The following is a 23,924-nucleotide window of genomic DNA, read 5'->3' as shown; positions in this document are numbered from 1 at the left end:
GTTCCAAGTTCAAAGTTCAAAGTAAATAAATGGAAGTATTTTTGATCAAAGCGTTGCAGCTGATGCTGTCGCTTTCCATCTTAGTGTTGCTCCATGAGGGTGGACACTTCTTCTTCTCCAAACTCTTTGGTGTAAGAGTGGAGAAGTTCTATCTGTTCTTCGACCCTTGGTTCCATCTCTTCGAGTTCAAGCCAAAGAATTCGGATACTACCTATGGTTTGGGATGGTTGCCGCTCGGAGGATATTGTAAGATTTCGGGTATGATAGATGAAAGTTTCGATACCGAACAGATGAAACAGCCGGAACAGCCATACGAGTTTCGCAGCAAACCGGCATGGCAGCGCCTGCTCATCATGATAGGTGGCGTGCTGGTCAACTTCGTGCTGGCTCTCTTCATCTATTCCATGATTCTGTTCCATTGGGGCGACAATTATGTGGCTACCCGCGATATGAGTTATGGTATGAAGTTCAATACCGAGGCAAAGGCATTGGGCTTCCAGGACAAGGATATTCTGGTAAGCACCGATCTGGGTGAGTTCAAGACCTTTGATGGCGATCTGTATCGTAATCTCTCTGAGGCTAAGCAGGTCAATATCATCCGTCAGGGCAAACCGATGACGCTTAATCTGCCTGGTGATCTCGACATGCTCAGTATGATTAAGAGCAGTCCTCGCTTCGTAGATGTGTATGTACCTCTGCAGATTGATAGTGTGATGAAGGATTCGCCTGCCAGCAAACTCGGTTTGGCAAAGGGGGATAAGATTCTTGCTATTAATAATAAAAAGGTAGTCTCTTTCAACGAATTTCAGATTGAATTGGGCAGAGTAGAGGATGTGCTTGCTTCGGCTGAGACGCCGCAGGACAGTGCCAGAGCACTTACAGCTCAGGTTACTTATCTCAAGGCTTCTGGCGATACCGTCAAGTCGAGTGTTCTCCTGAAGTCTACCGAAGAGGGTGTGAAGTTTGGTTTCTACAATCATCCTGTCATGCTCGATTATAAGATTACTCATGTCAACTATGGCTTCTTCGAGAGTTTCCCTGCCGGCATCAAATACGGCTGGAATGTCTTGGCCGGTTATGTGGGCGATATGAAGTATGTCTTCTCTAAGGAAGGCGCCAAGAGTCTGGGTGGTTTCGGTGCGCTGGGCAGTCTCTTCCCATCTGTATGGGATTGGCATGCATTCTGGCTTATGACAGCGTTCCTGAGCATCATTCTTGCCTTCATGAACATTCTTCCTATCCCTGCTCTTGATGGTGGACATGTGTTCTTCCTTCTCTATGAGATTATCACAGGTCGCAAACCGGGCGATAAGTTCATGGAGCGTGCTGAGTATATTGGTTTCGGCATACTGATTCTTCTGCTTGTCGTTGCCAACCTGAACGATGTATTGCGACTCTTCGGCATCTTGTAATGCCGGGGAATCGCGAAAATAAAGGTCTAAAAAAAGAGGGTGTGTCATTAATTTATGAAACACCCTCTTTTTTTGAGTTTATTCTTTTATACGTATTATACGTATCTGATAATCTGTCCTACACTAACCTTCTTGTCTTTGCGGTAGCCGTTGAGTCTGCAGATCTGCTCTACAGATACGCCGCGCTTTTCTGCGATAGAATTAAGCGTTTCGCCTGGCTTCACCTTGTGGTAGAGCTTCTCGTGGCCAGCAGGCAGTTCGTAGTATCTTCCCACTTCGCCGCCGTTAACCTGCTCTCTGGTGTAACCACCGTTGCCAACCTTGCCGCGGGCAGCATTGGCATCAGCTGATTCGCTTTCGTAGGTATTACGGTTAAAGCTGTAGAAGTCGCCTGTAACGTCCTGGTTGCGGAAATCGAAGAAGAGTGCCGGGTTCAGAGCCACACCACAGAGACGGGTCTCAAAGTGGAGATGCGAACCGGTACTTCTACCCGTATTACCACCCAAGCCAATCACATCGCCGGCTCTTACCTCTTCGCCCTCAGTAACGAGCTGCTTAGAGAGGTGACCATAGATAGTCTCCAAACCGTTGTTGTGACGAATCACGATGTACTTACCGTAACCACCACCTTCATATCTTACGATGCGAACTCTGCCTGAAAAGGCTGAGCGGATTGAGTCGCCAATATAAACCTTGATGTCCATACCTTTATGTTGGCGGCCAAAGCTAGCACGGTAACCGAAGTTACTTGTGACAACGCGACTAGGAGTTGGCATGCAGAAATGACGGAGATCGATGCGGAAGTGCTCAGGCAAGGTTGTAGCCCTGTGAGCGTACTTGTTAGAGAAATCCTCATACAGCTCGGCTGCAGGGTTCTCTCTGTCTTCAATCATTCGATAATGCGACACAGCGAGTGTGTCGAGCGATTTCATTCTGTGGTCTACAGGTGCCTGTCTTGCCAACAGATCTTGTCCGCAAACGGGAGAAGCTGTTAGCGCCAACAATGCAACGACCGAAATTTTCTTTATACTCTTTTTAAAACTCATACTACTTTTTCTATTTTCTTTTTTAGGTTCGTGTCAACAGCGCAGAATCATACAAGAAATTCTGCAAAAACCACTAAGGCAAATGCCTTCATGTAGCGGTTTTGTTATATAGACGTTGCAAATATAACAAAAAAACTTCAAAAAACCAAAGTTGTTAAAGCCAAAAGGGCGATATTTAACGCCCTAGCCTTTTTTTTAACTTACATTAGGAAAATGAGATGCAAGGAGTTGACTTTTAATACGTTTCATGCTTTTGTAGCATTCTCAACAGAGCTACGGCAGGAGAATGCCCCATGAAAATATACTTTTTTACCTCCGGACTGGTGAATCGGAGGCATTCCTGATAAGCGCGGTAGAGGTCGTTGAGATTGATGGTAAATTCCTTACCCGATGACTCTCTGATACCGATAATCATCTTTGCCGTGACATGCAGTTTGACATATCTGATGCCTGTTGCGCTTTCTATTTCTGTAATGTTTTCGAGAATGGCTCTCATTTCTTCCAGGGTTATTTCTGGTCGCGGCTCCCTGATAGCCGGCTTTCTTCTTCTATCCATAATTATACTTTTTACTTTTGGGACAGACGATGGAATCGCCTGGAACGGGGGTGAGGCTGCTTGATAGCTGAAGCCACCTTTTAGCCTTGCTTTCTGATAACAGGAACTGCTTTTGCTTGCTTTCTGATAACAGGAACTGCTCTTGCTTGCTGCTTTAGCTGATGGCTGCCCAGTTGATATGGGTTTTCTTCAATTCCCTGAGGCGGTTCCAGAGCAGGGCGTTATGAGGAGCATTGCATTCGGGATCGTTGTCGATGATTTCCTGTGCTTCTGTGCGTGCCAGTTGTACCAGCTGACCATCTCTGGCAATATTCGCTATCTTCAGGTCGAAAGCCATGCCGCTCTGCTGCGTTCCCTCCAGGTCGCCGGGACCACGGAGTTTCAAGTCGGCCTCGGCGATACGGAAACCGTCGTTCGTATCGCACATGATATCAATACGTTTGCGGGTTTCTTCTGAAAGCTTATAGTTGGTTACCAGAATACAGTAGCTCTGGTCGCAGCCTCTTCCTACACGGCCTCGCAGCTGGTGCAACTGGGACAGGCCGAAGCGCTGTGCATCCAGGATGACCATCACAGAAGCATTGGGCACATTTACACCAACTTCTATCACGGTGGTGGCAACGAGAATCTGTGTTTCGCCCTTCACAAACTGCTCCATCTCTACCTCCTTTTCGGCAGATTTCATCTTTCCGTGTATCTTGCTCAGTCTGAACTCCGGGAATGCCTGTTTCAGCGTTTCGTAACCTTCTTCCAGATTCTTCAGGTCGCTCTTCTCGCTTTCCTTGATCAGCGGAAAGACGATATATACCTGTCTGCCGAGATTAATCTGGCGGCGGATGCTCTGATAGAGACTGGTGAGTTGGGTATCAAACTTGTGTAGCGTCTGTATCGGTTTTCTGCCCGGTGGCAGTTCATCAATCACGCTCACGTCCAGGTCACCATAAATGGTCATGGCGAGGGTGCGGGGGATAGGAGTGGCGGTCATCACGAGGATATGAGGCGGATTCTCGCTCTTGTTCCACAGCTTGGCTCTCTGTGCTACACCGAAGCGATGCTGCTCATCGATGACGGCTACGCCTAATCTTCTGAAAATCACCGGGTCTTCGAGGATGGCATGGGTGCCTACCAGAATCTGGATGTCGCCCGTAGCCAGGTCGGCAAGAATCTTTTCTCTCTTCTTTCCCTTTACGATGCCTGTGAGCAGTTCTACCCGGATATCCATTCCCTGCAGGAAGTCGCAGATAGTTTGCAGATGCTGCTCGGCAAGAATTTCGGTAGGTGCCATCATACATGCCTGATAACCGTTATCCAGCGCAATGAGCATGGTCATGAGAGCCACGAGCGTCTTGCCTGAACCTACATCACCCTGCAGAAGACGGTTCATCTGTCTGCCGCTGCACATATCGGCTCTGATTTCATGCATCACCCGTTTCTGTGCTCCTGTCAGTTCGAAAGGCAGATGACGGGCATAGAACCCGTTGAAGATGTCAGCGATGCGGTTGAAGACATAGCCCCTGAACTTGCGGCGCTGGTCGGTGGCATACCTTATTATATTAAGCTGCACATAGAAGAGTTCCTCAAATTTAAGGCGTACCTGAGCCTTTTGCATCTCCTGATGGGAATGCGGATAATGAATCATGCGGATGGCTGCATCGCGCGAAACCAGATGCAGACGGTCTACGATATGGCTTGGCAGCGTTTCGGGAATAGGAGGAAGGATAGTGACCAGCTGCTTGGTCATCTTCTCTATGGAACGTGAGGTGTAGCCGCGCTTTCTCAGGTTCTCGGTAAGCGAGTAGTAGGGCTGCATGCCCATCTCTGAGATCTGGAGATTGGTGGCATCGTCCATATCGGGATGGGTAAACTGGAATCTGCCGTTGAAGATGGTTGGCTTTCCGAAAACGAGATATTCGGTTCCCACCTTATAGGTCTTCATGATGTATTGGGCGCCGCGATACCAGATGAGGTCTGCCACACCGTAGCCGTCTGAGAAATGGGCTACCAGCAGTTTGTTGCGCTTGCCGGTATCTATCTCATCGTAGCTGAGTATCTTGCCTTTGAGTTGTACAAAGGGCATGTCGGCATTGAGTTCGCTGATGTGGAAAACCTTGGAGCGGTCTACATATTTATATGGATAGTATTCCAGCAGGTCACTATAAGAGTTGATGCCGAGCTCCTTGCTCAGTATCTCTTTCTTTTTGGGTCCTACCCCCGGCAGGAACATGATGTCTTGGTCTAAAATACTATTCATAATGATGCAAAAGTACAACATTATGGCAAAACAGCCAAAATGTTTAACGCTTTTTTTCCGCAATTGTGGCTTTTTTATTTGTTTATATTGATTTTTCTTCGTACCTTCGCACCGAATAAGATTAAAACTTTCATGAATAGTAAGAAAAGATATATGGTGATAGCTTTGCTGGCGCTTCTGGTTGTGTCGGCAATGGCATATAATGACGAGGCTAAGCCTTGGACCTTCTGGAACTGGAAGTATGGCTCCGTTTCCAGACCGGGTATTCATGCCGATCTGACGGGTATGAAGAATGTAGGTATGGGTGGTATCTGGCTGATGCCGGTACGTGAAGCCGGCGAGTGTCTGGAATCTCAGGACGGGGTGGCACAGCTGTCGCCTGAGTTCTGGAAGATGATGGATTATTCCTTCCAGCTAGCCGACTCTCTCGATTTTGACATAGGCATCCATGTCTTGCCTGGCAATCCGCTTGTCCTCCCTGCTGAATCGATGCAGAAGGTTGTCTGGACCGATACCATCGTGAAGGGCGGAAAGAAGATTGAAGGCTTGCAGATGTGGCAGCCCGAGAGTTATAAGGACGGAAAGATGCAGTCTGCCGGAAGCGAAGGTGGATATTATCAGGATATTGCTGCTTTTGCCATCCGCTTTAAAGGAAAAACGGGGCCTGCCTGGCGCAACGCAACCGATTCGGCTGCCCGGAGCGAGGCGGTGCCGATGACTGATGTGCTCCCCTTGAAGATGGAAGGGGGAATGGTGATGGGTGTCATGGTGAATGGTATCTTGCAGAATAAGTTGCCTAAGGGCTCCTGGTGCCTGTTGCGGATGGGACATACCTCAACGGGACAGACTCATGCAACGGATGGGAAAGGTATGGGACTTGAGGTGGACAGGTTCTCACCGGCAGCCGTAAAGAAACTATTCGATTCCTGGTATGCGCCGTTACTGAACCGTCCGCATGGCGATGTGGTATCGTATCTGTATATCGACCCGAGAGAGTGGGGCAGCCAGAACTGGGGCTGTCAGTTTGCCGAAGAATTCAAGGTGCGCCGCGGCTATGATCTCATCCCCTATCTTCCTGTCATGGCAGGTGTTCCGCTGGAGTCGGCTTCCCGATACGAACAGGTACAGAATGATATCCGTCTCACCATCGAGGAACTGGTAAAGGAGAAGTTCTTCCAGACCTTCACCCGTCTGGCAGAAGAACTGTATGTTGAGGTTTCTTGTGCGCCTATCCCGCGTACCGATCATCCCGACGATATGTTCCGTGCCGTAAGCAGAGCCCATATCTATAATGAAAATCCGGTCCAGGCTGTGGCTTGTACAGGAAACTATGGCGCACGGAACGGAACGCCCGCCTTGCTCAAACCTTTGATAGACCGCCACCTGGCGCTTGGCATCAACAGGTTCATTTTCCAGCATGATATTGTCCGGCATCCAGAGGCTCGAGGTTTCATGGATTACATCACCATGTGTCAGCATTATCTGCAGCAGGGCAGACCGGTGGTTGATATCGCTGTGTTTCATCCTTCGGAAAACCCCGAACAGAAGAACAGCTATCGTGCCCCTCGTGGTTACAAATACGATTTGATCAACAAGGATGCCTTGCTGAAATGGAATTTCGAATATAGTCCGAAAGGTAAACTGCCTGGAAATCAGGATTATCGCATTCTCGTGGTTTCGCAGCCGGATAGCTCTCTCTCTGCTGAGATAAAAGCGAAACTGGAGGAATTGCGTGAGGAAGGCATCGTCATCATCGACAAGCCTTATCAGGCGAAGAACTTCTTGCAGTATGGCATCGATCCGGATGTCATACTGCCTGAGAATATGGATTATGCCCACCGTCTGGTTCTGGAGGCAACGGGCAGGAAGGATATCTATTTCCTGATTAATCAGGAGAATAAGGAGCGCCAGATTACGGCAACCTTCCGTACCGGTACTTCCAGAATTCGCCAGATAGTGAACTTGAACTTGCCAGCTTATGGCTCAGTCTTCGTCATCCTGTCTAACAGGGATGACATGCAGATTATCAGCCCAACAAAGCTTCCGCTACCTTGATGTCGAATGGAGTGGTAATCTTGATGTTCTCACGGTTACCCTCAACCATTGCAACCTGACAGCCAAGACTTTCTACCACCGAAGCATCATCGGTAAACTGTTCCTTGTATTCCTGGTTGAAAGCCTGCTTTGCCAGACCGATGTCGAAGGTCTGGGGAGTCTGCACCACGCGGTAATCGCTGCGCAGCACATTCTTTCCGCCTCCGTGCTGGTCGATATAGCGCAGGGTGTCGGTTACGGCATATACAGGGATGGCTGCATATTCTTCGCGAGCCGTTTCGAAACATTCCTCGATGACTTCTTTAGATACGAATGGGCGCACGCCGTCGTGAATACCCACTACGCCATCTTCATCATCAGGAATGAGTGCCAGTCCGTTTTTGGATGACTGGAAACGGGTGTCGCCACCATTGGCTATCTGGTGCTTGATGCTGAAATGATGCTCCTCGCAGAGCTGGTGCCAGTATGCCTGCTGACTCTCCGGCAGAACCAGGATGATGTTCAATGCAGGGTCATATTCATGAAAACGCTCTATGGTGCGCATCAGGATAGGCTTGCCCGCTACCGGCAAGAACTGTTTTGGAATCTCACTTCCCATGCGGAGGCCTTTGCCTCCGGCTACTATGATTACGTAATCCATTTTTTAAGTGAAGAGTTAAAAGTGAAGAGTGAAGAATTCTAATCCTGCCTTTCTTCACTCATTGTTATTACTTGTTCTGCATGAGATGATCATACATCATGCCATCCTGCAGGGCAGCTACGGTTTCCTTGCTTACGAAATAGCTCAATATCTTATAGGCGTATGGGAGGGTTGCGGCAGGACCTTCGCCTGTAATCACGTTGCCGTCTTCCTGGAAGAGGGTGGCGGTATATTCGGTGTTCTCGCCGAAATACTGCTCAAAGCCAGGATAACAGGTAGCCTTCTTTCCTTCGAGGATGCCTGTGCTTGCCAGAACCATTGGGGCTGCGCAGATGGCACCGATTCGCTTGCCAGCCTTGTGCTGTGCGATGAGCGCCTGGCGCACACCTTCGTGCTCGTTGAGGTTTGTACTGCCTGGCATTCCGCCCGGAATCATCAGCATGTCAGCATCTTCAAAGCTGGCAATATCCTCAAACTTCAGGTCAGCCTTGATGGTAACACCATGCGATGTTTCTACCCATTCAGTACCCGTTACACTTACAGTCTTGATGTCTACACCACCTCTACGGAGGATGTCTACCGGAGCCAATCCTTCGATTTCCTCGAAGCCATTGGCAAGAAATTCATATACCTTAGCCATAATTTATTTGTTTTTTGTCTTGTTATTCAAATAATATGATTACCTTTGCAAAAGTAAGAATAATTATTGAAATAACAAAATAAATGGCACAGCAACATTTAAAATTCGCAATATTTGGTAATGAATACCAGGCTAAGAAGTCGGCTTCGATAGAGAAAATCCTTCTTTATCTCGAAAAGAAGGAGGCTGAAGTTTATGTGGAGAATGCTTATTACGAGTTTCTTACCCGCGACCAGCATCTCGATGTGAAGGCGGCTGGGGTGTTCGAGGATTACAACTTCGATGTGGATTATGTCATCTCTATGGGTGGTGACGGTACCTTCCTGAAGGCAGCGAGCCGTGTGGGAGCCAAGGGTACGCCTATCATCGGTGTGAATATGGGCAGATTGGGCTTCCTTGCCGATGTGCTGCCTAGTGAGATAGAGTCGGCGCTGGACAGTCTTTATGCCGGTGAATGCCTGATAGAGGAGCATGCGGTGATTCAGGTGGAGGCAGAAGGTGGCATACTTGCCGGCAATCCGTTCGCCCTCAACGATATCGCCGTACTGAAGCGTGATGATGCTTCGATGATTTCCATCCGTACGCAGGTAGATGGCGAATTTCTCGTTACTTATCAGGCTGATGGACTGATTGTTACCACGCCAACCGGTTCTACGGCATACAATCTATCTAATGGCGGTCCTATCATCATTCCGCAGAGTGGCAGCATCTGTCTTACTCCGGTGGCTCCTCACAGTCTGAACATCCGTCCTATCGTCATCAACGATACGGCTGTCATCACGCTCGATATCGAGAGCCGCAGCCACAACTATCTGGTAGCCATCGATGGTCGTAGTGAACGTATGACGGAGGAAACTCGCCTTATCATCCGCAAGGCTCCTCATAGCATCAAGATTGTGAAGCAGCGCAACCAGCGTTATTTCTCTACCCTGAGAGAGAAACTGATGTGGGGTGCTGACCAGCGCGAAAGATAAGTAGAATAAGAAAATAATTAAAATAAGAAAAGAGGTATATCCCGAAGATGAATCTTGGGTATACCTCTTTTTCCTAACCTAAAACAACTAACTAATAATTTTGTTCACACAAAACTAAACCTAAAAACATAAACCTTAATAAACCTAAAAACTTAAAAACTTAAAACTGAAAAACTTAAACTAAAAACTGAAACTATTCTTTGAACTTATTTAATGTATTCTGCTGTAACATCCTTCACTTTATGTTTCTTACCATCTTTGGATGTTTCGATTTCGAAGTAAGCCGTACTGGTGAGACCTTTTATATCTACAGTCTGCGGCTTATCTTTACCATTATTGAATATGATATTCACCAACTCGTTTGCATTATCAATGCTGACTTCCTTGTAGTACCATGTCTTACCACCAATGGTCTTTGTTTCTGTCATCTTTTCACCAGGCCACTCAACAGATGCTGCTTTCTTCCATGTATAGCAGTATAATGAATTCCAGTTCACAGCATCGGCATTCACATAAACCATAAATTTATATGCCTTGAACTTCTCAATCGTATATTGATGTGTGGCGATATTTCTAACTTTACCATTCACAAGCAATCCAACCTTCAAGGTACAAGTACCATTGATGCTGATTTCCTTACCACTTTCTACTGTTGTGCTCTTCGAAGTAGGATTTGAACCATCCAAGGTATAAACCAATTTGGCTCCCTCTGTCTGGCTGACTGCAGTAAGTGTGGTCTTGAAACCTTCCTCGTATGAGCCAGAAGGCATGCTTGTCCAAGAGGTCTCTGCATCATTAGAGAGGAAATAGGCATAGTGATAACCGGAAAGAATCTTCGTATAGCCTGTTTCTCCTGCATATCCTGCTGCATCATTACCTACAGCCACAAGAAGTTTGTGCTTAGTACCAGTAACCTCGTTCACATAAAGAGTTTTCTTGCTCTGCTTGTTGGCATAATTGCTCATATTAGTGATGCCTGCATATTTGCGGGCTGCAATCATCTCCTTTATCTCAGACTTATAAGCATTCCAGTGTGGCTGGAAGATACATGGTGTGCCTGGCATGGCGAGCATATAGGCATTGGCTGCTATGGTATCTTTGCGCAGAGGGTCGTTCTGTTCTGATTCAGAGCGTTTCTGTGTATCATGATTTTCTACAAAAGTAACCGCATAACGACGATAATTGGCATCGTGCATAAGATTGTCGTTACTGTTGAGCTTTGACCAGTCTGAAGATGTTGCCACCTTTCCGTTAGCCGCTCCGTTTACGGCATCGCGTACATTATAACGGAACTGGAAGTCGAAGGCAGCACTCTTCTTGTTAGTTCTGTTTATCCAACTTTCTATTTTGTCGTTACCATCCCAGTATTCACCTACAGAGTATGCTACACCTGTGGCATCATTATAGTCGGCAACATGGATACCATCGAAGCCTTTCACCATATCATAGCGGAAACCGGTGTAACCCAAATCATCCTTCAGATATTTCAGATACGCTTTGATCACCTTCTGCACATTTTCGCTCTTGTGGTCGATGTCACGGCAACCTCCAAAGTCGGTTCCCTCATCATTGTTCTGGCTGAGGCTTACCCCGTCTGTGGCAGCCTGGGTTGCTGTAGTTCCGCCATCATCATTCTTGCAGATGTCTGTAGATTGCATCTGGTAGGTCACTCCCTTATATGTTTCAGCAGGGAATGTATACCAGCCCTCCGTATTGCGGTGGTTGATGACTACATCAGCAATAGCACCTATACCAGCGGCTTTAAACTTAGTTATCAGACTTCTGAGCTCAGCCTCAGATCCGAAAGAAGAGTTCTGATTAAAATAGTAATATGGCATATAACCCATCACCTGAGTGGTCTCCAAACATTTTCCGCTTTGTGGAAGCCAAACAAGGTCGATATAATTTTTCAGCTCATCAGCCTGCTTCTCTAAGACCTTCCATTGTGATTCATTATAAGAATCCCAAGAGAATCCTTGCAGCATAACGCCGCTATAATCGCTAGCCCAGCCTTGCGAATTGAGATTTGGTTCAGGCTCAGGTTCAGGACTTGGGGTAGGCGCTGGCGTTGGCTCAGGATCTGGAAGATCAGGGTCATTGCTGCTAGAACATGCTCCAAGTGTGAGTGCCATTGCGGCAAGGAGTGTAAGGTATATCTTCTTCATAATTATCATTGTATCTTGTGATTATTATTTTATGTTTAATTGCAAGTTGTATTGTTATACGTTGGCAAAGTTACGATTTATTTCATTAGCTTGTTCAAAAATTGATGCAAATCAAGCAAATAAATTGTGCAAACGTTTGCATTTACTAATAAAGTTGTTTCTTTAGGTACGTCTTTAGGTACTTTAACTTGAAAGACTTGATGAAGATATATTTTGCTTATAATTTTGCACAGATGAAACAGTAAAGATTATGGCGAAAAAGAGAACTAAAACAAAAGCAAAGGAACCCATCAAGATTTGGGTGAAACCTTTGAAGAGTGGCAACAAGGCAATCTATCTGCGTACTTACCAAGCTGGAAGCAAGGGTAGAGGCTATACCTACGAGCGGTTGAAGGGATTGGTGCTGGTAGATGACAAAAGAGGAAGCGACAAGGAGGCTAAGGCAAAGAATGAAGCTACTTTGCGCACCGCTATGCTCATCCGATGTGAGCGGATCAGGGAGTGGAGTATGAGCTACGGTAACTATCAGCGAGAGATGGTGACTAAGGATATGCTCTTAAAAGACTGGATGCTGCTATATGCTGATCAAAAAAGACAGCAGGGACAGAGCGGCAGTCATGCTGCCAACATCCAGCATGCCCTCTTGCATTTGATAAGATACAAGGGTGAGAATATTCGCATGGCACAACTGGACAAGGTGTATTGCGAAGGCTTGGTACAGTATCTGGCTCATGCCAAGACCATTGGTACGGATGTGCCCAAGCGGGGCGAACATCATGAGAAAGACTTGGCGAAGGGTACGGCACGCCTCTATTACAATACGTTTGTTACTGCATTGAATGAGGCGGTGAGAGAAGGTATCATACCTGAGAATCCCACCAAACTACTGAAGAAAGAAGAGAAAAAGCTGATTGGTCAGGGAGAGAGCCGACGCTGCTATCTCAGCATCGAGGAAATCAGATTGTTGATGGCTACTCCTTGCAAGGATGAAACCGTGAAGCAAGCTTTCCTCTTCGCTTGCTTCTGTGGTTTGCGCATCAGTGATGTCAGGACATTGCGATGGGCAGATATCGGAAAAGGTACGGAGGGATACTATATTAGCAAGTTGATGGTGAAGACCCGTCATGTGCTAACGGTACCCTTGTCGGAGAATGCTTTGTCGTGGATGCCAGCAAGAGGACAGGCAAGGGCTGATAACAAGGTATTTGAGCTGCCATCGTTCTTCTCGGTCAACTATCGATTGAAGCAATGGGCTAGGGAGGCAGGCATTGACAAGCCAGTTACTTTTCATGTATCTCGTCATACCTTTGCCACCACCTTGCTCACGATGGGAGTGGACCTCTATACCACCAGCAAACTGTTGGGACATCAAAACATCATAACCACGCAAGTATATGCCGAGATAGTGAACAGAAAGAAGGTTGAGGCGGTGAACCTTTTGGACCAAATCAAGCCTCTTTAGGTACGCTTTTAGGTACATGATGCTTTCAGAAACTTGAAGGAGAGGGCAAGTTGCAAACTTAAAAATCAAGCAAATGATGAAGCAGGTAAAAATTAAATTGCCTCTCAGAGCGTTGACCCTAGCAAGCGGTCTGCTTCTGACGGTGAGTTCCTTTGCGCAGAGTAATGCAATTAAGGGACATGTGAAGGATGCTTCTGGTGAGCCTATCATGGGTGCTACCATTACAGTTAACGGTAAGGCAGTGGGCATTACCGACATGGATGGTAACTTCTCAGTTGATGCAGCGCCAGGTGCCAAGATTACATTCACCTATCTGGGTATGACACCACAGACTGTGAAGGCATCTAGTAACATGAACATTACCTTGGAAGATGACTCTAAGTCTTTGAACGAAATCGTTGTCATCGGTTATGGTGTAGCTAAGAAGAACGACTTGACTGGTTCTGTTACAGCTATCAAGCCTGATGAGAAAAACCATGGTATCATTACTTCTGCACAGGATATGATCCAGGGTAAAATTGCTGGTGTAAATGTAAACTCATCAACGGGTGCTCCTGGTGATGGTGCACAGATTCGTATTCGTGGTGGTGCTTCTCTTACTGCAAGCAATAACCCTCTGATTGTTATCGATGGTATGCCTATGGATAACAACAGCACAAAGGGTGTGAACAACCCTCTGTCTCTTGTCAACCCTAATGATATCGAGAGCTTTACCGTATTGAAGGATGCTTCAGCAACTGCCATCTATGGTTCACGCGGTTCCAATGGTGTCATCATCATTACAACCAAGAAGGGTCGTAGCGGTCAGAAGCCACAGGTTTCTTACAATGGTACACTTTCAGTAAGTACTGTTGCCAAGAAGATGGATGTGATGAATGCTTCTGAATATACAGACTTCATCAAGAACTATTATGGTGAAGATTCTTCTGCCTACCAAGGCTTAGGCTGGAAGAAGTTCAATGCAGATGGAACTCCAGATTATTCTGCCGGCACATACGATACCGACTGGCAGGACGAGATTTACCGTGCAGCTGTCAGCCATGAGCATAATGTCAGCTTGACAGGTGGAATCAGTAAGAATTCTTGGTCTATGCCTTATCGTGTCAGCGTTGGTTATACCGGTCAGGAAGGTATTCTGAAGGGTTCTGACTATAAGCGTGTTACTGCCGGTTTCAACATCAATCCATCATTGTTCGACAAGCACCTTAACATTAATGTCAACGGTAAGTATTCTTACTCAAAAACAAATCCAGGTGGACAGGATGCAGTAGGTGCAGCTATCAACATGGATCCTACCCGCCCAGTAAAGAGCAGTGACGAAACATTCAAAAACTGGGGTGGCTATTGGCAGTGGGCATTACCTACTACTTCATACGACCCTACATTCCCATATAACCGCAACGACGATGCTCCAACAAACCCTGTAGAAAAAGTTGAAAACTACGATTTCTACAAGAGTGCGCATATCCTCTTGGGTAATGTAGAGGCAGACTATAAGATACATGGTTTCGAAGACCTTCATCTTCACGCCAACATAGCTGGAGAATATAGCACTGGTGGAGAGTACAACACCAACAATCCACAATCTACATACGGATTCTACTATGGTGGCAACAGCGAAAATAAGGAGAAGAAGTATAACGTTGTAGCTACTGCCTATGCTCAGTACACCAAGGACTTCAACAAGGCTAACCACTTCGACATCATGGCTGGTTATGAGTATAGCCACATGAAATATTGGGGAGACCAGTGGAGCAAGTCTATGTATCCTTCTACCAACGAAGGTAAGAACGACAAGGGCGAACCTCTTGCAGGAACTGTGAAGTCTTACGATACAAGCAACTGGAAGGGACAGACTTACCTCGTGAGCTGGTATGGACGTGCCAACTATTCTCTGTTGGATCGTTACCTCCTTACATTCACTGCCCGTTATGATGGTTCAAGCCGCTTTGCAGACGGACACCGTTGGGGTTTCTTCCCATCAGCAGCCTTCGCATGGCGTATCAAAGACGAAAAATTCCTGAAAGATGTTGATGCTATCAGCGACTTGAAACTCCGACTTGGTTGGGGTAAGACCGGTCAGCAGGATACAGGTAGAGAGTACTACACCGCTACCTATAAGAAGAGTACAAGTAATCACTTCCTCTATCCAATCGGTGGTATTGCCAACAACCCAGGAATACTCTACCGTCCATTGGCATACAATGACGAATTGACATGGGAGACGACTACTACATGGAACGTAGGTCTCGACTATGGTATGTTCAACCAGAGACTCACCATCAACCTTGATGGTTATATCCGCAAGACAACCGACTTGCTCAGCACAACAACCATCGCTGCAGGTCAGAACTTTGACAATGCGCTCTTGATGAATGCAGGTACATTGGAAAACAAGGGTTTTGAGGTAGCTATCACAGGTCGTCCTATCCAGACCAAGGACTGGTTTGTAGAATTGAGCGTCAACGCTGCTTACAACAAGAACGAGATTACCGAACTTGCTGGTGGTCGTGATATGATAGAGGCAGGTATGAAGGTAGGTCAGGATCAGGCTATCACCTATCATAAGGTAGGAAAGCCAGCCAACTCATTCTTGGTTTACCAGCAGGTTTACGATGAGAGCGGACGTCCAATCATGGGTTGCTACGTAGATCGTAATGGCGATGGTACAATTGACGAGAACGACAGATACTTCTATAAGAATATCGTGGCTCCTTGGACAGGCGGTTTCAGCTTCAAGGTTGCATACAAGAACTGGGATCTCGGCAGTAATTTCCGTGCAAGCTTCGGAAACTATCTCTACAATGGATACGCTGAGGGTGCAATAAATACGAAAGAAATTTGTAGTGCTAAGGGATATTACAAAAACAGCACAAAGGATATTGTAAATTTGGGCTGGACTTCATACAACTATCCTCTTACCGACTACTTCGTTCAGAATGGCAGCTTCTTGAAGTGCGACAACATCACACTGGGCTATAACTTCAACAATCTGCTGAAGGGTGGCAACTACAAGGGCATCTCTGGCCGTATCTACGCCTCATGCTCTAACGTATTTACTATCACCAAGTATAAAGGTATCGACCCTGAAGTAACATCAGGTAAGGACGACAACATCTATCCTCGTTGCCGCACATTCCTGCTCGGTCTGAACCTTAACTTCTAACATTTTAAAATAGATTTCGATATGAAACTCAATAAATTCAAAATAATTGCCCCAGCAGCAGCTCTTCTGCTTTCAGCAAGCTTGAGCTCTTGCATGGATGACTTGAACAAGGGAAACATTGACCCTACTGTTGATGCCAATCCTAATATTATGGGCTTATACAGCAAGTGCTATGCTGGTCTTATCATGGAGGGTAATGACGGTAATGCCGATTTCACTATCGACGACAATGGTAAGTCAACCCTTCTACGCAACCTGTTCAACTTCAACGAGGTACCTACCGACGAAGCTGTCTGCTGGTGGTCGGATGGCGGTATCGCAGATGTTGCCAATAATAAGTTAGATCCGGGTAATGCTACATTGAAGAACTTGTACTATCGTCTGATGTCGAACATCTCTTACGAGAATCATTTCTTGAGCCTCGATGCAGCCAAAGAGGATAAAACTAAGTATGCAGAGGTACGTGTACTTCGTGCCTACAGCTATTTCTTGATGCTCGACTTCTTCGGAGACCCGACATTCATTGACAAGATTTCTGCAGAGACACCGCGTCAGGCCCACGCTTACAACGAAAAGTTTGAAGAAGGCAAGAGCTACACTCGCGCAGAGCTTCTTCAGATGGGCCGTGAATTCCTGTTCAACTGGGTAAAGGACGAATTGCTTGCAGCAGAGCCAGACTTGCTGGCAGCAAAGCCTGAGACTGACAGCGACCCAGACTATGGCCGCATTGATAAAGGCACATGCTGGTTGCTCTTAAGCCGTCTGTACCTCAATGCTGGTACATACCTCAATAACGATGGTCAGAACAATCAATATTGGGATAAGGCACTCGAATATGCCGAGAAGGTTATCAATTCAGACTATAAGCTCTTCGATGACAGCAAGATGTCTAATGAGGCAAAGGCTAATGGCTACAAGCCATACGACCTGCTCTTCATGGGCGACAATGGATCGAATGGTGCAAGCTGCGAGGCTCTTCTCCCATTGATGCAAGATGGAGAAAAGACTCAGGGATGGGGTGGTTCTATGTTCTATGTAGCTGCTCTTTGGGATGCTACGATGCAGACTGTTACAGGTAAGGATGCTGCCACTACTGCCAACACATGGTCAGGTATGCGTGTTCGTCCACAATTCGTAGAGAAGTTCTTCACCGATCCAAAAGTTGTTGTAAACAAGTCAGCTTCCGAAATCCGTGCTATGAACGTTGACGACCGTGCTATCCTTTGGGGTAAAGGCAACAGTGACGGCGATCGTACTTTGGAGATTGGTGCTAACGATAAATTCGTCAAGGGTATTGCAACACCAAAATGGAATAACAACTATTCTAATGGTGGTACTCCTCACGACAGCTATAATGTCGACATCGACTTCTTCCTCTTCCGTGTTGCAGAGGCTTATCTCAATGCTGCAGAGGCTGAGATGCATATCAATGGAGAGGGTTCGGCTAAGGCTAAGAGCTATATCGATGCTCTTCGCAACCGTGCTCATGCAGAAGTTCATGCTTCTTACACTCTTAACGATATGCTCGATGAGCGTGCCCGTGAGTTGTATTGCGAAGGTCTCCGCCGTACCGATTTGATCCGTTTCAACCAGTTTGGTGGCAGTCAGGCTACATACAATTGGGAACTCAAGGGTGGTAGCGCTAATGGTACAACCTTCGCCAAGACCTATAATGTATATCCTCTCCCATCTTCAGAGGTTCTTTCTAACAAGAACTTGACACAGATTGATGGATATAACGAGGTCAAAAACTAAAGTATAATAGAATTATAAAAGAAAACGCAATATGAAGAATAAATATATAATTGGTGCTCTGCTTGTCGGCATCATCAGCTTATTCGCATCATGTTCGGATGACAACGACTCAAACCCAACGCTGATTCAGCCTACGGAGTTCAAGTTGAATACTCCAGAATATGTAAATTCTACTATTGACTTGGCGCATTCTACAGAATTAGGCCTTACATGGTCACAGCCTAAGTACACAGCAGACAATGCTCCAATCAATGTAACATACGAGATACAGGTTTCTCCTACTAACTCTTTCACAGTTTCTACTGACGAAGCTGCGGCAGACGAAAGTGGCGAAAAGGTGCCAGACTACGCTGTTCTTAGCAATACCACACAGAGATGTGATATTTCAGCCTCTGCTGAAGAAGTTGACAAAGCTTTGGTGAAGATTCTGAAATGGAAAGAAGACAATGTTCCTGCTGAGCAGGAGGTGTACGTTCGTATGAACGCTTTCATTCTGGAAGGCACAAATCATCTGAACCCTATCGCATCAAACTCAGTAAAGCTTAACGTAAAGCCTTACTACATAGAGTTGAAGGATGCTACTCCTATCATGTGGTATCTTGTAGGTAACATGTTCGGAGGCAATTGGGGCGATAAGAAGGAAGATATTGGCGTAAAAGCTTTCCCTATGTTCCTGAAGCCTAACTACTCTTACGACAAGAAGACTGGTGCAGGCGAGGTAGAATACACAAACTACTTCATTACGGGTGATTACAAGGACAATGGAGACGTTGATGGAGCAGGTTTCAAGATTCAGTCAGACTTCGATTGGACTCACAGTATGAATTCCAAGGGCAACACTGCGGGCACAATAGTATATCGTGCTACTGAGGGCGAAAGTGGTCACATCGTAGCTCCAAAAGCAGGTTACTTCACAATCACAATTAACACTGCAGACAATACTGCTACAATGAAAGAATACGAGGGTACAGTGAAGGATTATGGTACTATCCAGATTGCTGGCTCATTCAACGATTGGGCAGATACTCCAATGCTTCCTTACAATACTGAGGGCGTTGAGAACCATGCTTGGTACTACGTAATGGAAGTTCCTGCTGGCGAGACTGCACAGTTCAAGTTCAAGATTGCAGGATCTTGGGATACAAGCTGGGGATATGGCGCAGAAGATGGCGCTATCAACATGTATGGTAAATGTGGTACAGGTGGTAACTCTAACCTCGGCTTGGCAGAAGGCAAGTATGTCATCTCATTCAACGACATCACAGGTGCATTCAGCATCGTTAAATTGTAAATCACTTAAAGTATAGACAATTATGATTAAGAAAATATTATTGGGAATGACCCTGCTGATGTCTATGGTATCTTGTACCGAGGACTACACAGATTGGGGTAACCCACAGAGCAATCCTGAGGAGGAAGCTGTATCATTTGGAAACGGTAGCGTTACTCCAGAAGGTGTCATCAACTTGGCAGATGTTACAGGAGATAAGGTAAAAGTAGCGAGCATTGTTGCTCCTACTTCTACCAAAGATACTTACACGCCTAGTTTCAAGATTAATTTCGATGGTCAGTCATTCGACATTGATGCTAATGGTAACATGGCAAAAGCTGACTTGGTAAATTACATCACAGGTAAGTTTGGCAAGCGCCCAACAGAGCGCGACCTTGATGCCACTCTTGACGCATGGCTAAGCAATGGTTCAACAGCCGCAAAGATGGCTACATCTGCAAAATTCCAGGTAAAGGCTGTTCCAGAGGCTCCATTCATAGATGCAGCTTACTACCTCGTAGGTGACTTGACCGGATGGGGTTTGGATACCAAATTGAAATTTGCTCACTCTGATGTAGACGTTTATGAGGATCCTGTATTCACCCTTATGTTTACAACAACTAAGGACAATCAATGCTGGAAGATAATTCCACAGGGAAATGTAGATGCTGGTAACATTTGGGCTGTAGAAAATGCTCCTAAGGGTGTTGTTGGTATTGAACAAGATGGAGATAACGCTATGAGCGGTAAACTTCTTACTACCAACTCTGAGGGTAAAAAGGCTGGCGCTGGTAAGATTGCCAAGGCAGGTATGTATCAGATGACAATCAACATGATGGACTACACTTATACCATCAAGCAGATTGCACCTGAATACTATCTTGTAGGTAAATTACAGGGATGGTCTGAAAAACCTGAAGGCAAGACCTGTCTCATGTATGCTGAGACTCCTATGGTTCAGAGCTATACCACTCAGTGGAACGACGATGCAAACCTGAAGATTTGGTTGGGTAGCGATTGGGGAGATTGGAACAATGCCTATGGTAGTGCAACAATGGCTGACGCCAAAACCCCAACAGGTAAATTAAAAGTTGACAATAATGCTGGTGCTATCATTTGCCCAGAGCCAGGTGCTTACTATACGTTTACAGCCGACTTCTCTACCATGACCTACAAGTGGACAAAGCTTGCTAACCAGAATCCTACTGAGTTCGAGTATGTTGCCCTGATAGGTGTAGGTGGCAAGTGGAGTAATGGTGACGATATCGACGATATCGACCTTAAGCAGGTTGCTCCTCACAACTGGTACAAAGCCAATGTTAAGATTCCTGCTGGTGGCTTGAAGATTCGTGCAGATCATAAGTGGCGCGATGATGGAAACTGGGGTTTTGCTGAAGGTCAGAACTATGAGAGTAAGGGTACTCTTATCACTTCTGGTGGCAGCGGCAACATTCCTGTTCCTGCAGGTACATATAATATTTACTTTAATGATATCACAGGTGCTTATGCCTTCGTTGAAGTGAAATAACACTTAGTCAAATATTCACACACATATGTAGTGTGTTCATAATTAATAGGCGGCTCTCAATTCCGAGAGCCGCCTATTTTCTTTTTCTCCTCCCCCCCCTTTCAAGTATTTTTTTCCTAAAACCTTGGAAGTTACGAGGAAAAGTCGTATCTTTGCAGAAGAAAAGCTGCACTCGGCAAATTGAAAGCAAGCTTTCTTTGCGCTCGTTTGCATTTTCTTTGCACCGAATAAGTACAACATTTATATTTTATGATTATGAGAACAGGCGACAAAGTATTAATATCTCCAGACTTGACACATGCCAAAGACTGGACACAGGGCGAAGTGATTGAAGTTGAGAACAATCCTTTCGTAGGAATTGTCATCTCCGCAAAAACCGCAGATGGGAACATCTTCTTTGGATATAAAGACTTATTTGAACCAGTAAAGGAGGCAGTATGTACGCACTAGCATTTGATATGGTTATTTCTGAGTAATTTACTGATAACTTGAAGGATTCTTGCTGTTTTTTTTGGTGCTTTCAAGAAAATAGCTTATTTTTGCACCATAATTCAGTTAAACGTTTTAAAAGGAGATGGATATGAAACGGATAGAAGAACGATATATCAGCTTGCTTACCGATTTCGGTTTTAAGCGTATCTTTGGAACAAAGCCTAATAAGGATTTGCTCATCAATTTCTTGAATTCACTGTTTGATGGCTTTCAGGTTATCAAGGATGTGAAGTACTTGAATAGTGAGCACGTTGGTGATGTTTTTGCCGAGCGCAAGGCCATCTTTGATGTATATTGTGAAAATGAGCGTGGTGAAAAGTTCATCGTTGAGATGCAGAATGCTTATCAGAAGTACTTCAAGGATCGTTCTTTGTTCTATTCTACTTTTCCTATCCGTGAACAGGCTCAAAAGGGGGCAGAATGGAACTTCAAACTTGAACATGTATATACGGTTGCTCTGCTGAACTTTGACTTGGAAGAAGAGGCATTTGACAAGAATGATATCAACCATGATGTGGGTTTGCTTGACAAGAAGACTCTTAAGGTTTTTAATGACAAACTATCTTTCAAGTATGTTGAGATAGCGAAATTCAATAAGACAGAGAAGGAACTTGATACGCTTTATGATAAGTGGTTGTATGTGTTGAAAAACCTTTCCCGATTGGATAAACGTCCTGCTGCCTTAAAAGAGAAAGTATTTACTAAACTCTTTGAGGAGGCGGAGATTGCGAAGTTCACCCCAACAGAATTGAAAGAATATGAGGATAGTTTGAAGGCGTATCGTGATGTCAAGAACTCCATAGATACGGCTTTGGAAAAGGGGCGTGAGGAAGGTATGGCGAAAGGTATGGAAATAGGTATAGAAAAAGGCATAGCGAAAGGAATGGAAAAAGAAAAGCTAGCCACAGCTCACCGCCTTCTGTCAATGGGCCTCTCTGATGAGCAAGTATCAACTGTCACCGAACTTCCACTGGAGGAAATCCAGAAATTGAAGGAACAAGCCTGAACCTAGCTGAACTTTCAGACACTCAAATGCAGGATATGAGACGTTTTTATGAGGCATGGGATATGCTTGACAGTAATTCGGCGGTTGCAACCGCCGAATTGCAAAACAACCAAAATCATATACTGAACTTTCGCATGTGGTTTAAGTTCGGGCTAGGAGCTTCTGTCCCTTCAGGGCGTGTGGAGCCAACTTGCGAAATTTCTGTTTAACAATTCACAAAGGACCTTTTAGTTGAAATCTGCTTCTTATATGAGTACATAAACTACAACAAGCAACCGATAAATAAGGACGAACTGATCAAAGATTTTGATTGGTTCAATAAATCAAACATTCTATAATTGCGCAATCATGATTGCGCAATTACATCAGTAAACTTATTTTCTCCTCCCCTTTTAGAATGAAACTGGTGGTCAAACTGGTGGTCAAACAGGATCTCCAAAAACAATTGAAAAAGGTTTTTGAATTAATAAAAGACAATCCGTATATAACAAGACAAGAACTCGTGGACAAAATAGGTATCAAGGCAAGTGCAATACAAAAACACATAGAAAAGCTAAAGGCTCAAAAAAGAATAGAGCGTGTTGGTTCTTCTACATTTGGAGGCCATTGGGAAATCAAAGAATAAATAATCCATCGTCTCATCATCGAAACAACAATATTCAATAGGCGGCTCTCCCAATCTGAGAGCCGCCTATTTTTTCTTTCTCCTCCCCCTTTTCAAGTATTTTTTCCCTAAAATCTCGGAAGTTACGAGGAAAAGTCGTATCTTTGCAGAAGAAAAAGCTGCACTCGGCAAATTGAAAGCAAGCTTTCTTTGCGCTCGTTTGCATTTTCTTTGCATAAGAAAAGCTGCACTCGGCAAATTGAAAGCAAGCTTTCTTTGCGCTCGTTTGCATTTTCTTTGTCCAACGAATAGCTTTTAAAAAAGAAATTATGGGACATCAAGAAGATATTGTAAAAACAGAAAGTAAAATCATTATCATCAGGGATACGCAAGTTATCATTGACAGAGATGTTGCTGAATTGTATGGCGTAACAACCAAGGTGGTTAACCAAGCCATAAGAAACAATCCAGATAAGTTTCCTTCTGGATATGTTATCGAACTGACTAACAGCGAGAAAGAGCATGTGGTCAAAAATTTTGACCACCTCGAAACATTGAAGTTTTCTCATGCAACAGTAAAGGGATTTACAGAGCAAGGACTTTATATGCTTGCCACAATATTAAAATCACCAATGGCAACTGCCACCGCCATTGCCATCATTGATACTTTCACTCAACTTCGCAAATTGGCAAGAACTATAGATAAGGTGAATGAAGATGCAAAGGAGCATGGTATTTTACCAGACAAAGCAACAGAAGGTAAGATACAAGCTGCCATGAACGAAGTCTTCGCAGATAAGCTGCCATTAAAAATGCGCAGATTGACTTTTGGGGTAAATTTAGGAGTGCTGAAATTTTCTATAGAAACCACAAGAGAATCCAAAGAATAAAACAATATAAAA

Annotated in this window: 18 protein-coding genes; 12 read left to right on the top strand and 6 right to left on the bottom strand. The window is 45.2% G+C overall.

All coding sequences use genetic code 11. The features are described from left to right. Window positions 1-29: 29 nt before the first annotated feature. Complete coding sequence (rseP, locus tag KUA46_RS11620) at window positions 30-1,412, top strand: RIP metalloprotease RseP (protein ID WP_218486731.1); 1,383 nt, start codon at window positions 30-32, stop codon at window positions 1,410-1,412. A gap of 95 nt (window positions 1,413-1,507) precedes the next feature. Here the strand turns inward: rseP and KUA46_RS11615 are convergent, their stop codons facing one another. The 3 genes from KUA46_RS11615 to recG form a co-directional block, all read right to left on the bottom strand. Beyond that, window positions 1,508-2,458, bottom strand: a complete 951-nt coding sequence (locus tag KUA46_RS11615; RefSeq protein WP_218486732.1) for a peptidoglycan DD-metalloendopeptidase family protein — start codon at window positions 2,456-2,458, stop codon at window positions 1,508-1,510. 235 nt (window positions 2,459-2,693) lie between these two features. Then, entirely contained in the window at window positions 2,694-3,014 is a 321-nt protein-coding gene (locus KUA46_RS11610; protein ID WP_006847964.1) for a hypothetical protein, read from the bottom strand. Between the two features lie 154 nt (window positions 3,015-3,168). Beyond that, window positions 3,169-5,265 (bottom strand): ATP-dependent DNA helicase RecG, encoded by a 2,097-nt coding sequence (recG, locus tag KUA46_RS11605; protein WP_218486733.1) that lies wholly within the window; start codon window positions 5,263-5,265, stop codon window positions 3,169-3,171. 132 nt (window positions 5,266-5,397) lie between these two features. Here recG and KUA46_RS11600 point away from each other — a divergent pair, with 132 nt between their 5' ends. Beyond that, on the top strand, window positions 5,398-7,320 hold the full coding sequence (locus tag KUA46_RS11600) for a glycosyl hydrolase (protein WP_218486734.1): 1,923 nt from the start codon (window positions 5,398-5,400) through the stop codon (window positions 7,318-7,320). Here the strand turns inward: KUA46_RS11600 and KUA46_RS11595 are convergent. Both KUA46_RS11595 and KUA46_RS11590 read right to left on the bottom strand, forming a co-directional pair. After that, window positions 7,292-7,960, bottom strand: coding sequence for a 2-C-methyl-D-erythritol 4-phosphate cytidylyltransferase (locus tag KUA46_RS11595; protein ID WP_022121302.1), 669 nt, complete (start codon window positions 7,958-7,960; stop codon window positions 7,292-7,294). The two genes, KUA46_RS11600 and KUA46_RS11595, sit on opposite strands and share 29 nt — an antisense overlap. Window positions 7,961-8,027: 67 nt before the next feature. Continuing rightward, window positions 8,028-8,600 (bottom strand): DJ-1 family glyoxalase III, encoded by a 573-nt coding sequence (locus KUA46_RS11590; protein WP_022121301.1) that lies wholly within the window; start codon window positions 8,598-8,600, stop codon window positions 8,028-8,030. Between the two features lie 83 nt (window positions 8,601-8,683). Here KUA46_RS11590 and KUA46_RS11585 point away from each other — a divergent pair, with 83 nt between their 5' ends. Beyond that, window positions 8,684-9,574 (top strand): NAD kinase, encoded by an 891-nt coding sequence (locus KUA46_RS11585; RefSeq protein WP_022121300.1) that lies wholly within the window; start codon window positions 8,684-8,686, stop codon window positions 9,572-9,574. A 206-nt stretch (window positions 9,575-9,780) separates the two neighbouring features. Here the strand turns inward: KUA46_RS11585 and KUA46_RS11580 are convergent, their stop codons facing one another. Next, on the bottom strand, window positions 9,781-11,748 hold the full coding sequence (locus KUA46_RS11580) for an alpha-amylase family glycosyl hydrolase (protein WP_218486735.1): 1,968 nt from the start codon (window positions 11,746-11,748) through the stop codon (window positions 9,781-9,783). A 241-nt stretch (window positions 11,749-11,989) separates the two neighbouring features. On the opposite strand from KUA46_RS11580, the gene KUA46_RS11575 reads away from it, so the two are divergent. The 9 genes from KUA46_RS11575 to KUA46_RS11535 all read left to right on the top strand — a co-directional run bounded on the left by KUA46_RS11575 (window position 11,990) and on the right by KUA46_RS11535 (window position 23,912). After that, a complete protein-coding gene (locus KUA46_RS11575; protein ID WP_218486736.1) occupies window positions 11,990-13,201 on the top strand; it encodes a tyrosine-type recombinase/integrase in 1,212 nt (403 codons plus the stop codon). 73 nt (window positions 13,202-13,274) lie between these two features. Further along, on the top strand, window positions 13,275-16,367 hold the full coding sequence (locus KUA46_RS11570; protein ID WP_420377686.1) for a SusC/RagA family TonB-linked outer membrane protein: 3,093 nt from the start codon (window positions 13,275-13,277) through the stop codon (window positions 16,365-16,367). Window positions 16,368-16,388: 21 nt separating this feature from the next. Next, window positions 16,389-18,122 carry a RagB/SusD family nutrient uptake outer membrane protein gene (locus KUA46_RS11565; RefSeq protein ID WP_218486737.1) on the top strand — a complete coding sequence of 578 codons (1,734 nt, stop codon included), beginning with the start codon at window positions 16,389-16,391 and terminating at the stop codon, window positions 18,120-18,122. Window positions 18,123-18,153: 31 nt separating this feature from the next. Continuing rightward, entirely contained in the window at window positions 18,154-19,413 is a 1,260-nt protein-coding gene (locus KUA46_RS11560) for a SusE domain-containing protein (RefSeq protein WP_218486738.1), read from the top strand. A gap of 22 nt (window positions 19,414-19,435) precedes the next feature. After that, window positions 19,436-20,920 (top strand): Outer membrane protein SusF domain-containing protein, encoded by a 1,485-nt coding sequence (locus tag KUA46_RS11555; RefSeq protein WP_218486739.1) that lies wholly within the window; start codon window positions 19,436-19,438, stop codon window positions 20,918-20,920. 255 nt (window positions 20,921-21,175) lie between these two features. Further along, entirely contained in the window at window positions 21,176-21,370 is a 195-nt protein-coding gene (locus KUA46_RS11550) for a transcriptional regulator (RefSeq protein WP_117588153.1), read from the top strand. Between the two features lie 124 nt (window positions 21,371-21,494). Next, window positions 21,495-22,418: an Rpn family recombination-promoting nuclease/putative transposase gene (locus KUA46_RS11545; protein ID WP_218486740.1), complete on the top strand. Its 924-nt coding sequence runs from the start codon at window positions 21,495-21,497 to the stop codon at window positions 22,416-22,418. Between the two features lie 397 nt (window positions 22,419-22,815). Then, window positions 22,816-23,043: a winged helix-turn-helix transcriptional regulator gene (locus tag KUA46_RS11540; protein WP_218486741.1), complete on the top strand. Its 228-nt coding sequence runs from the start codon at window positions 22,816-22,818 to the stop codon at window positions 23,041-23,043. 308 nt (window positions 23,044-23,351) lie between these two features. Then, window positions 23,352-23,912 carry an ORF6N domain-containing protein gene (locus KUA46_RS11535; protein WP_218486742.1) on the top strand — a complete coding sequence of 187 codons (561 nt, stop codon included), beginning with the start codon at window positions 23,352-23,354 and terminating at the stop codon, window positions 23,910-23,912. Window positions 23,913-23,924 lie beyond the last annotated feature (12 nt).

Origin of the sequence: Segatella copri, assembly GCF_019249765.2 — a bacterium.
Lineage (GTDB): Bacteria > Bacteroidota > Bacteroidia > Bacteroidales > Bacteroidaceae > Prevotella > Prevotella copri_K.
The sequence above is the reverse complement of the archived record's forward strand: the minus strand, read 5'-3'. Positions and strand labels throughout refer to the sequence as shown.

Excerpts from the sequence above, each read along its gene's own strand:
- KUA46_RS11590 (WP_022121301.1), bottom strand. The coding sequence starts at position 8,600 with ATGGCTAAGGTATATGAATTTCTTGCCAATGGCTTCGAGGAAATCGAA.
- KUA46_RS11560 (WP_218486738.1), top strand. The coding sequence starts at position 18,154 with ATGAAGAATAAATATATAATTGGTGCTCTGCTTGTCGGCATCATCAGC.
- KUA46_RS11585 (WP_022121300.1), top strand. The coding sequence starts at position 8,684 with ATGGCACAGCAACATTTAAAATTCGCAATATTTGGTAATGAATACCAG.
- KUA46_RS11565 (WP_218486737.1), top strand. The coding sequence starts at position 16,389 with ATGAAACTCAATAAATTCAAAATAATTGCCCCAGCAGCAGCTCTTCTG.
- KUA46_RS11535 (WP_218486742.1), top strand. The coding sequence starts at position 23,352 with ATGGGACATCAAGAAGATATTGTAAAAACAGAAAGTAAAATCATTATC.
- KUA46_RS11595 (WP_022121302.1), bottom strand. The coding sequence starts at position 7,960 with ATGGATTACGTAATCATAGTAGCCGGAGGCAAAGGCCTCCGCATGGGA.
- KUA46_RS11575 (WP_218486736.1), top strand. The coding sequence starts at position 11,990 with ATGGCGAAAAAGAGAACTAAAACAAAAGCAAAGGAACCCATCAAGATT.
- KUA46_RS11615 (WP_218486732.1), bottom strand. The coding sequence starts at position 2,458 with ATGAGTTTTAAAAAGAGTATAAAGAAAATTTCGGTCGTTGCATTGTTG.
- KUA46_RS11600 (WP_218486734.1), top strand. The coding sequence starts at position 5,398 with ATGAATAGTAAGAAAAGATATATGGTGATAGCTTTGCTGGCGCTTCTG.
- KUA46_RS11545 (WP_218486740.1), top strand. The coding sequence starts at position 21,495 with ATGGATATGAAACGGATAGAAGAACGATATATCAGCTTGCTTACCGAT.
- KUA46_RS11550 (WP_117588153.1), top strand. The coding sequence starts at position 21,176 with ATGAGAACAGGCGACAAAGTATTAATATCTCCAGACTTGACACATGCC.
- KUA46_RS11555 (WP_218486739.1), top strand. The coding sequence starts at position 19,436 with ATGATTAAGAAAATATTATTGGGAATGACCCTGCTGATGTCTATGGTA.
- rseP (WP_218486731.1), top strand. The coding sequence starts at position 30 with ATGGAAGTATTTTTGATCAAAGCGTTGCAGCTGATGCTGTCGCTTTCC.
- KUA46_RS11540 (WP_218486741.1), top strand. The coding sequence starts at position 22,816 with ATGAAACTGGTGGTCAAACTGGTGGTCAAACAGGATCTCCAAAAACAA.
- KUA46_RS11570 (WP_420377686.1), top strand. The coding sequence starts at position 13,275 with ATGATGAAGCAGGTAAAAATTAAATTGCCTCTCAGAGCGTTGACCCTA.
- KUA46_RS11610 (WP_006847964.1), bottom strand. The coding sequence starts at position 3,014 with ATGGATAGAAGAAGAAAGCCGGCTATCAGGGAGCCGCGACCAGAAATA.
- KUA46_RS11580 (WP_218486735.1), bottom strand. The coding sequence starts at position 11,748 with ATGATAATTATGAAGAAGATATACCTTACACTCCTTGCCGCAATGGCA.
- recG (WP_218486733.1), bottom strand. The coding sequence starts at position 5,265 with ATGAATAGTATTTTAGACCAAGACATCATGTTCCTGCCGGGGGTAGGA.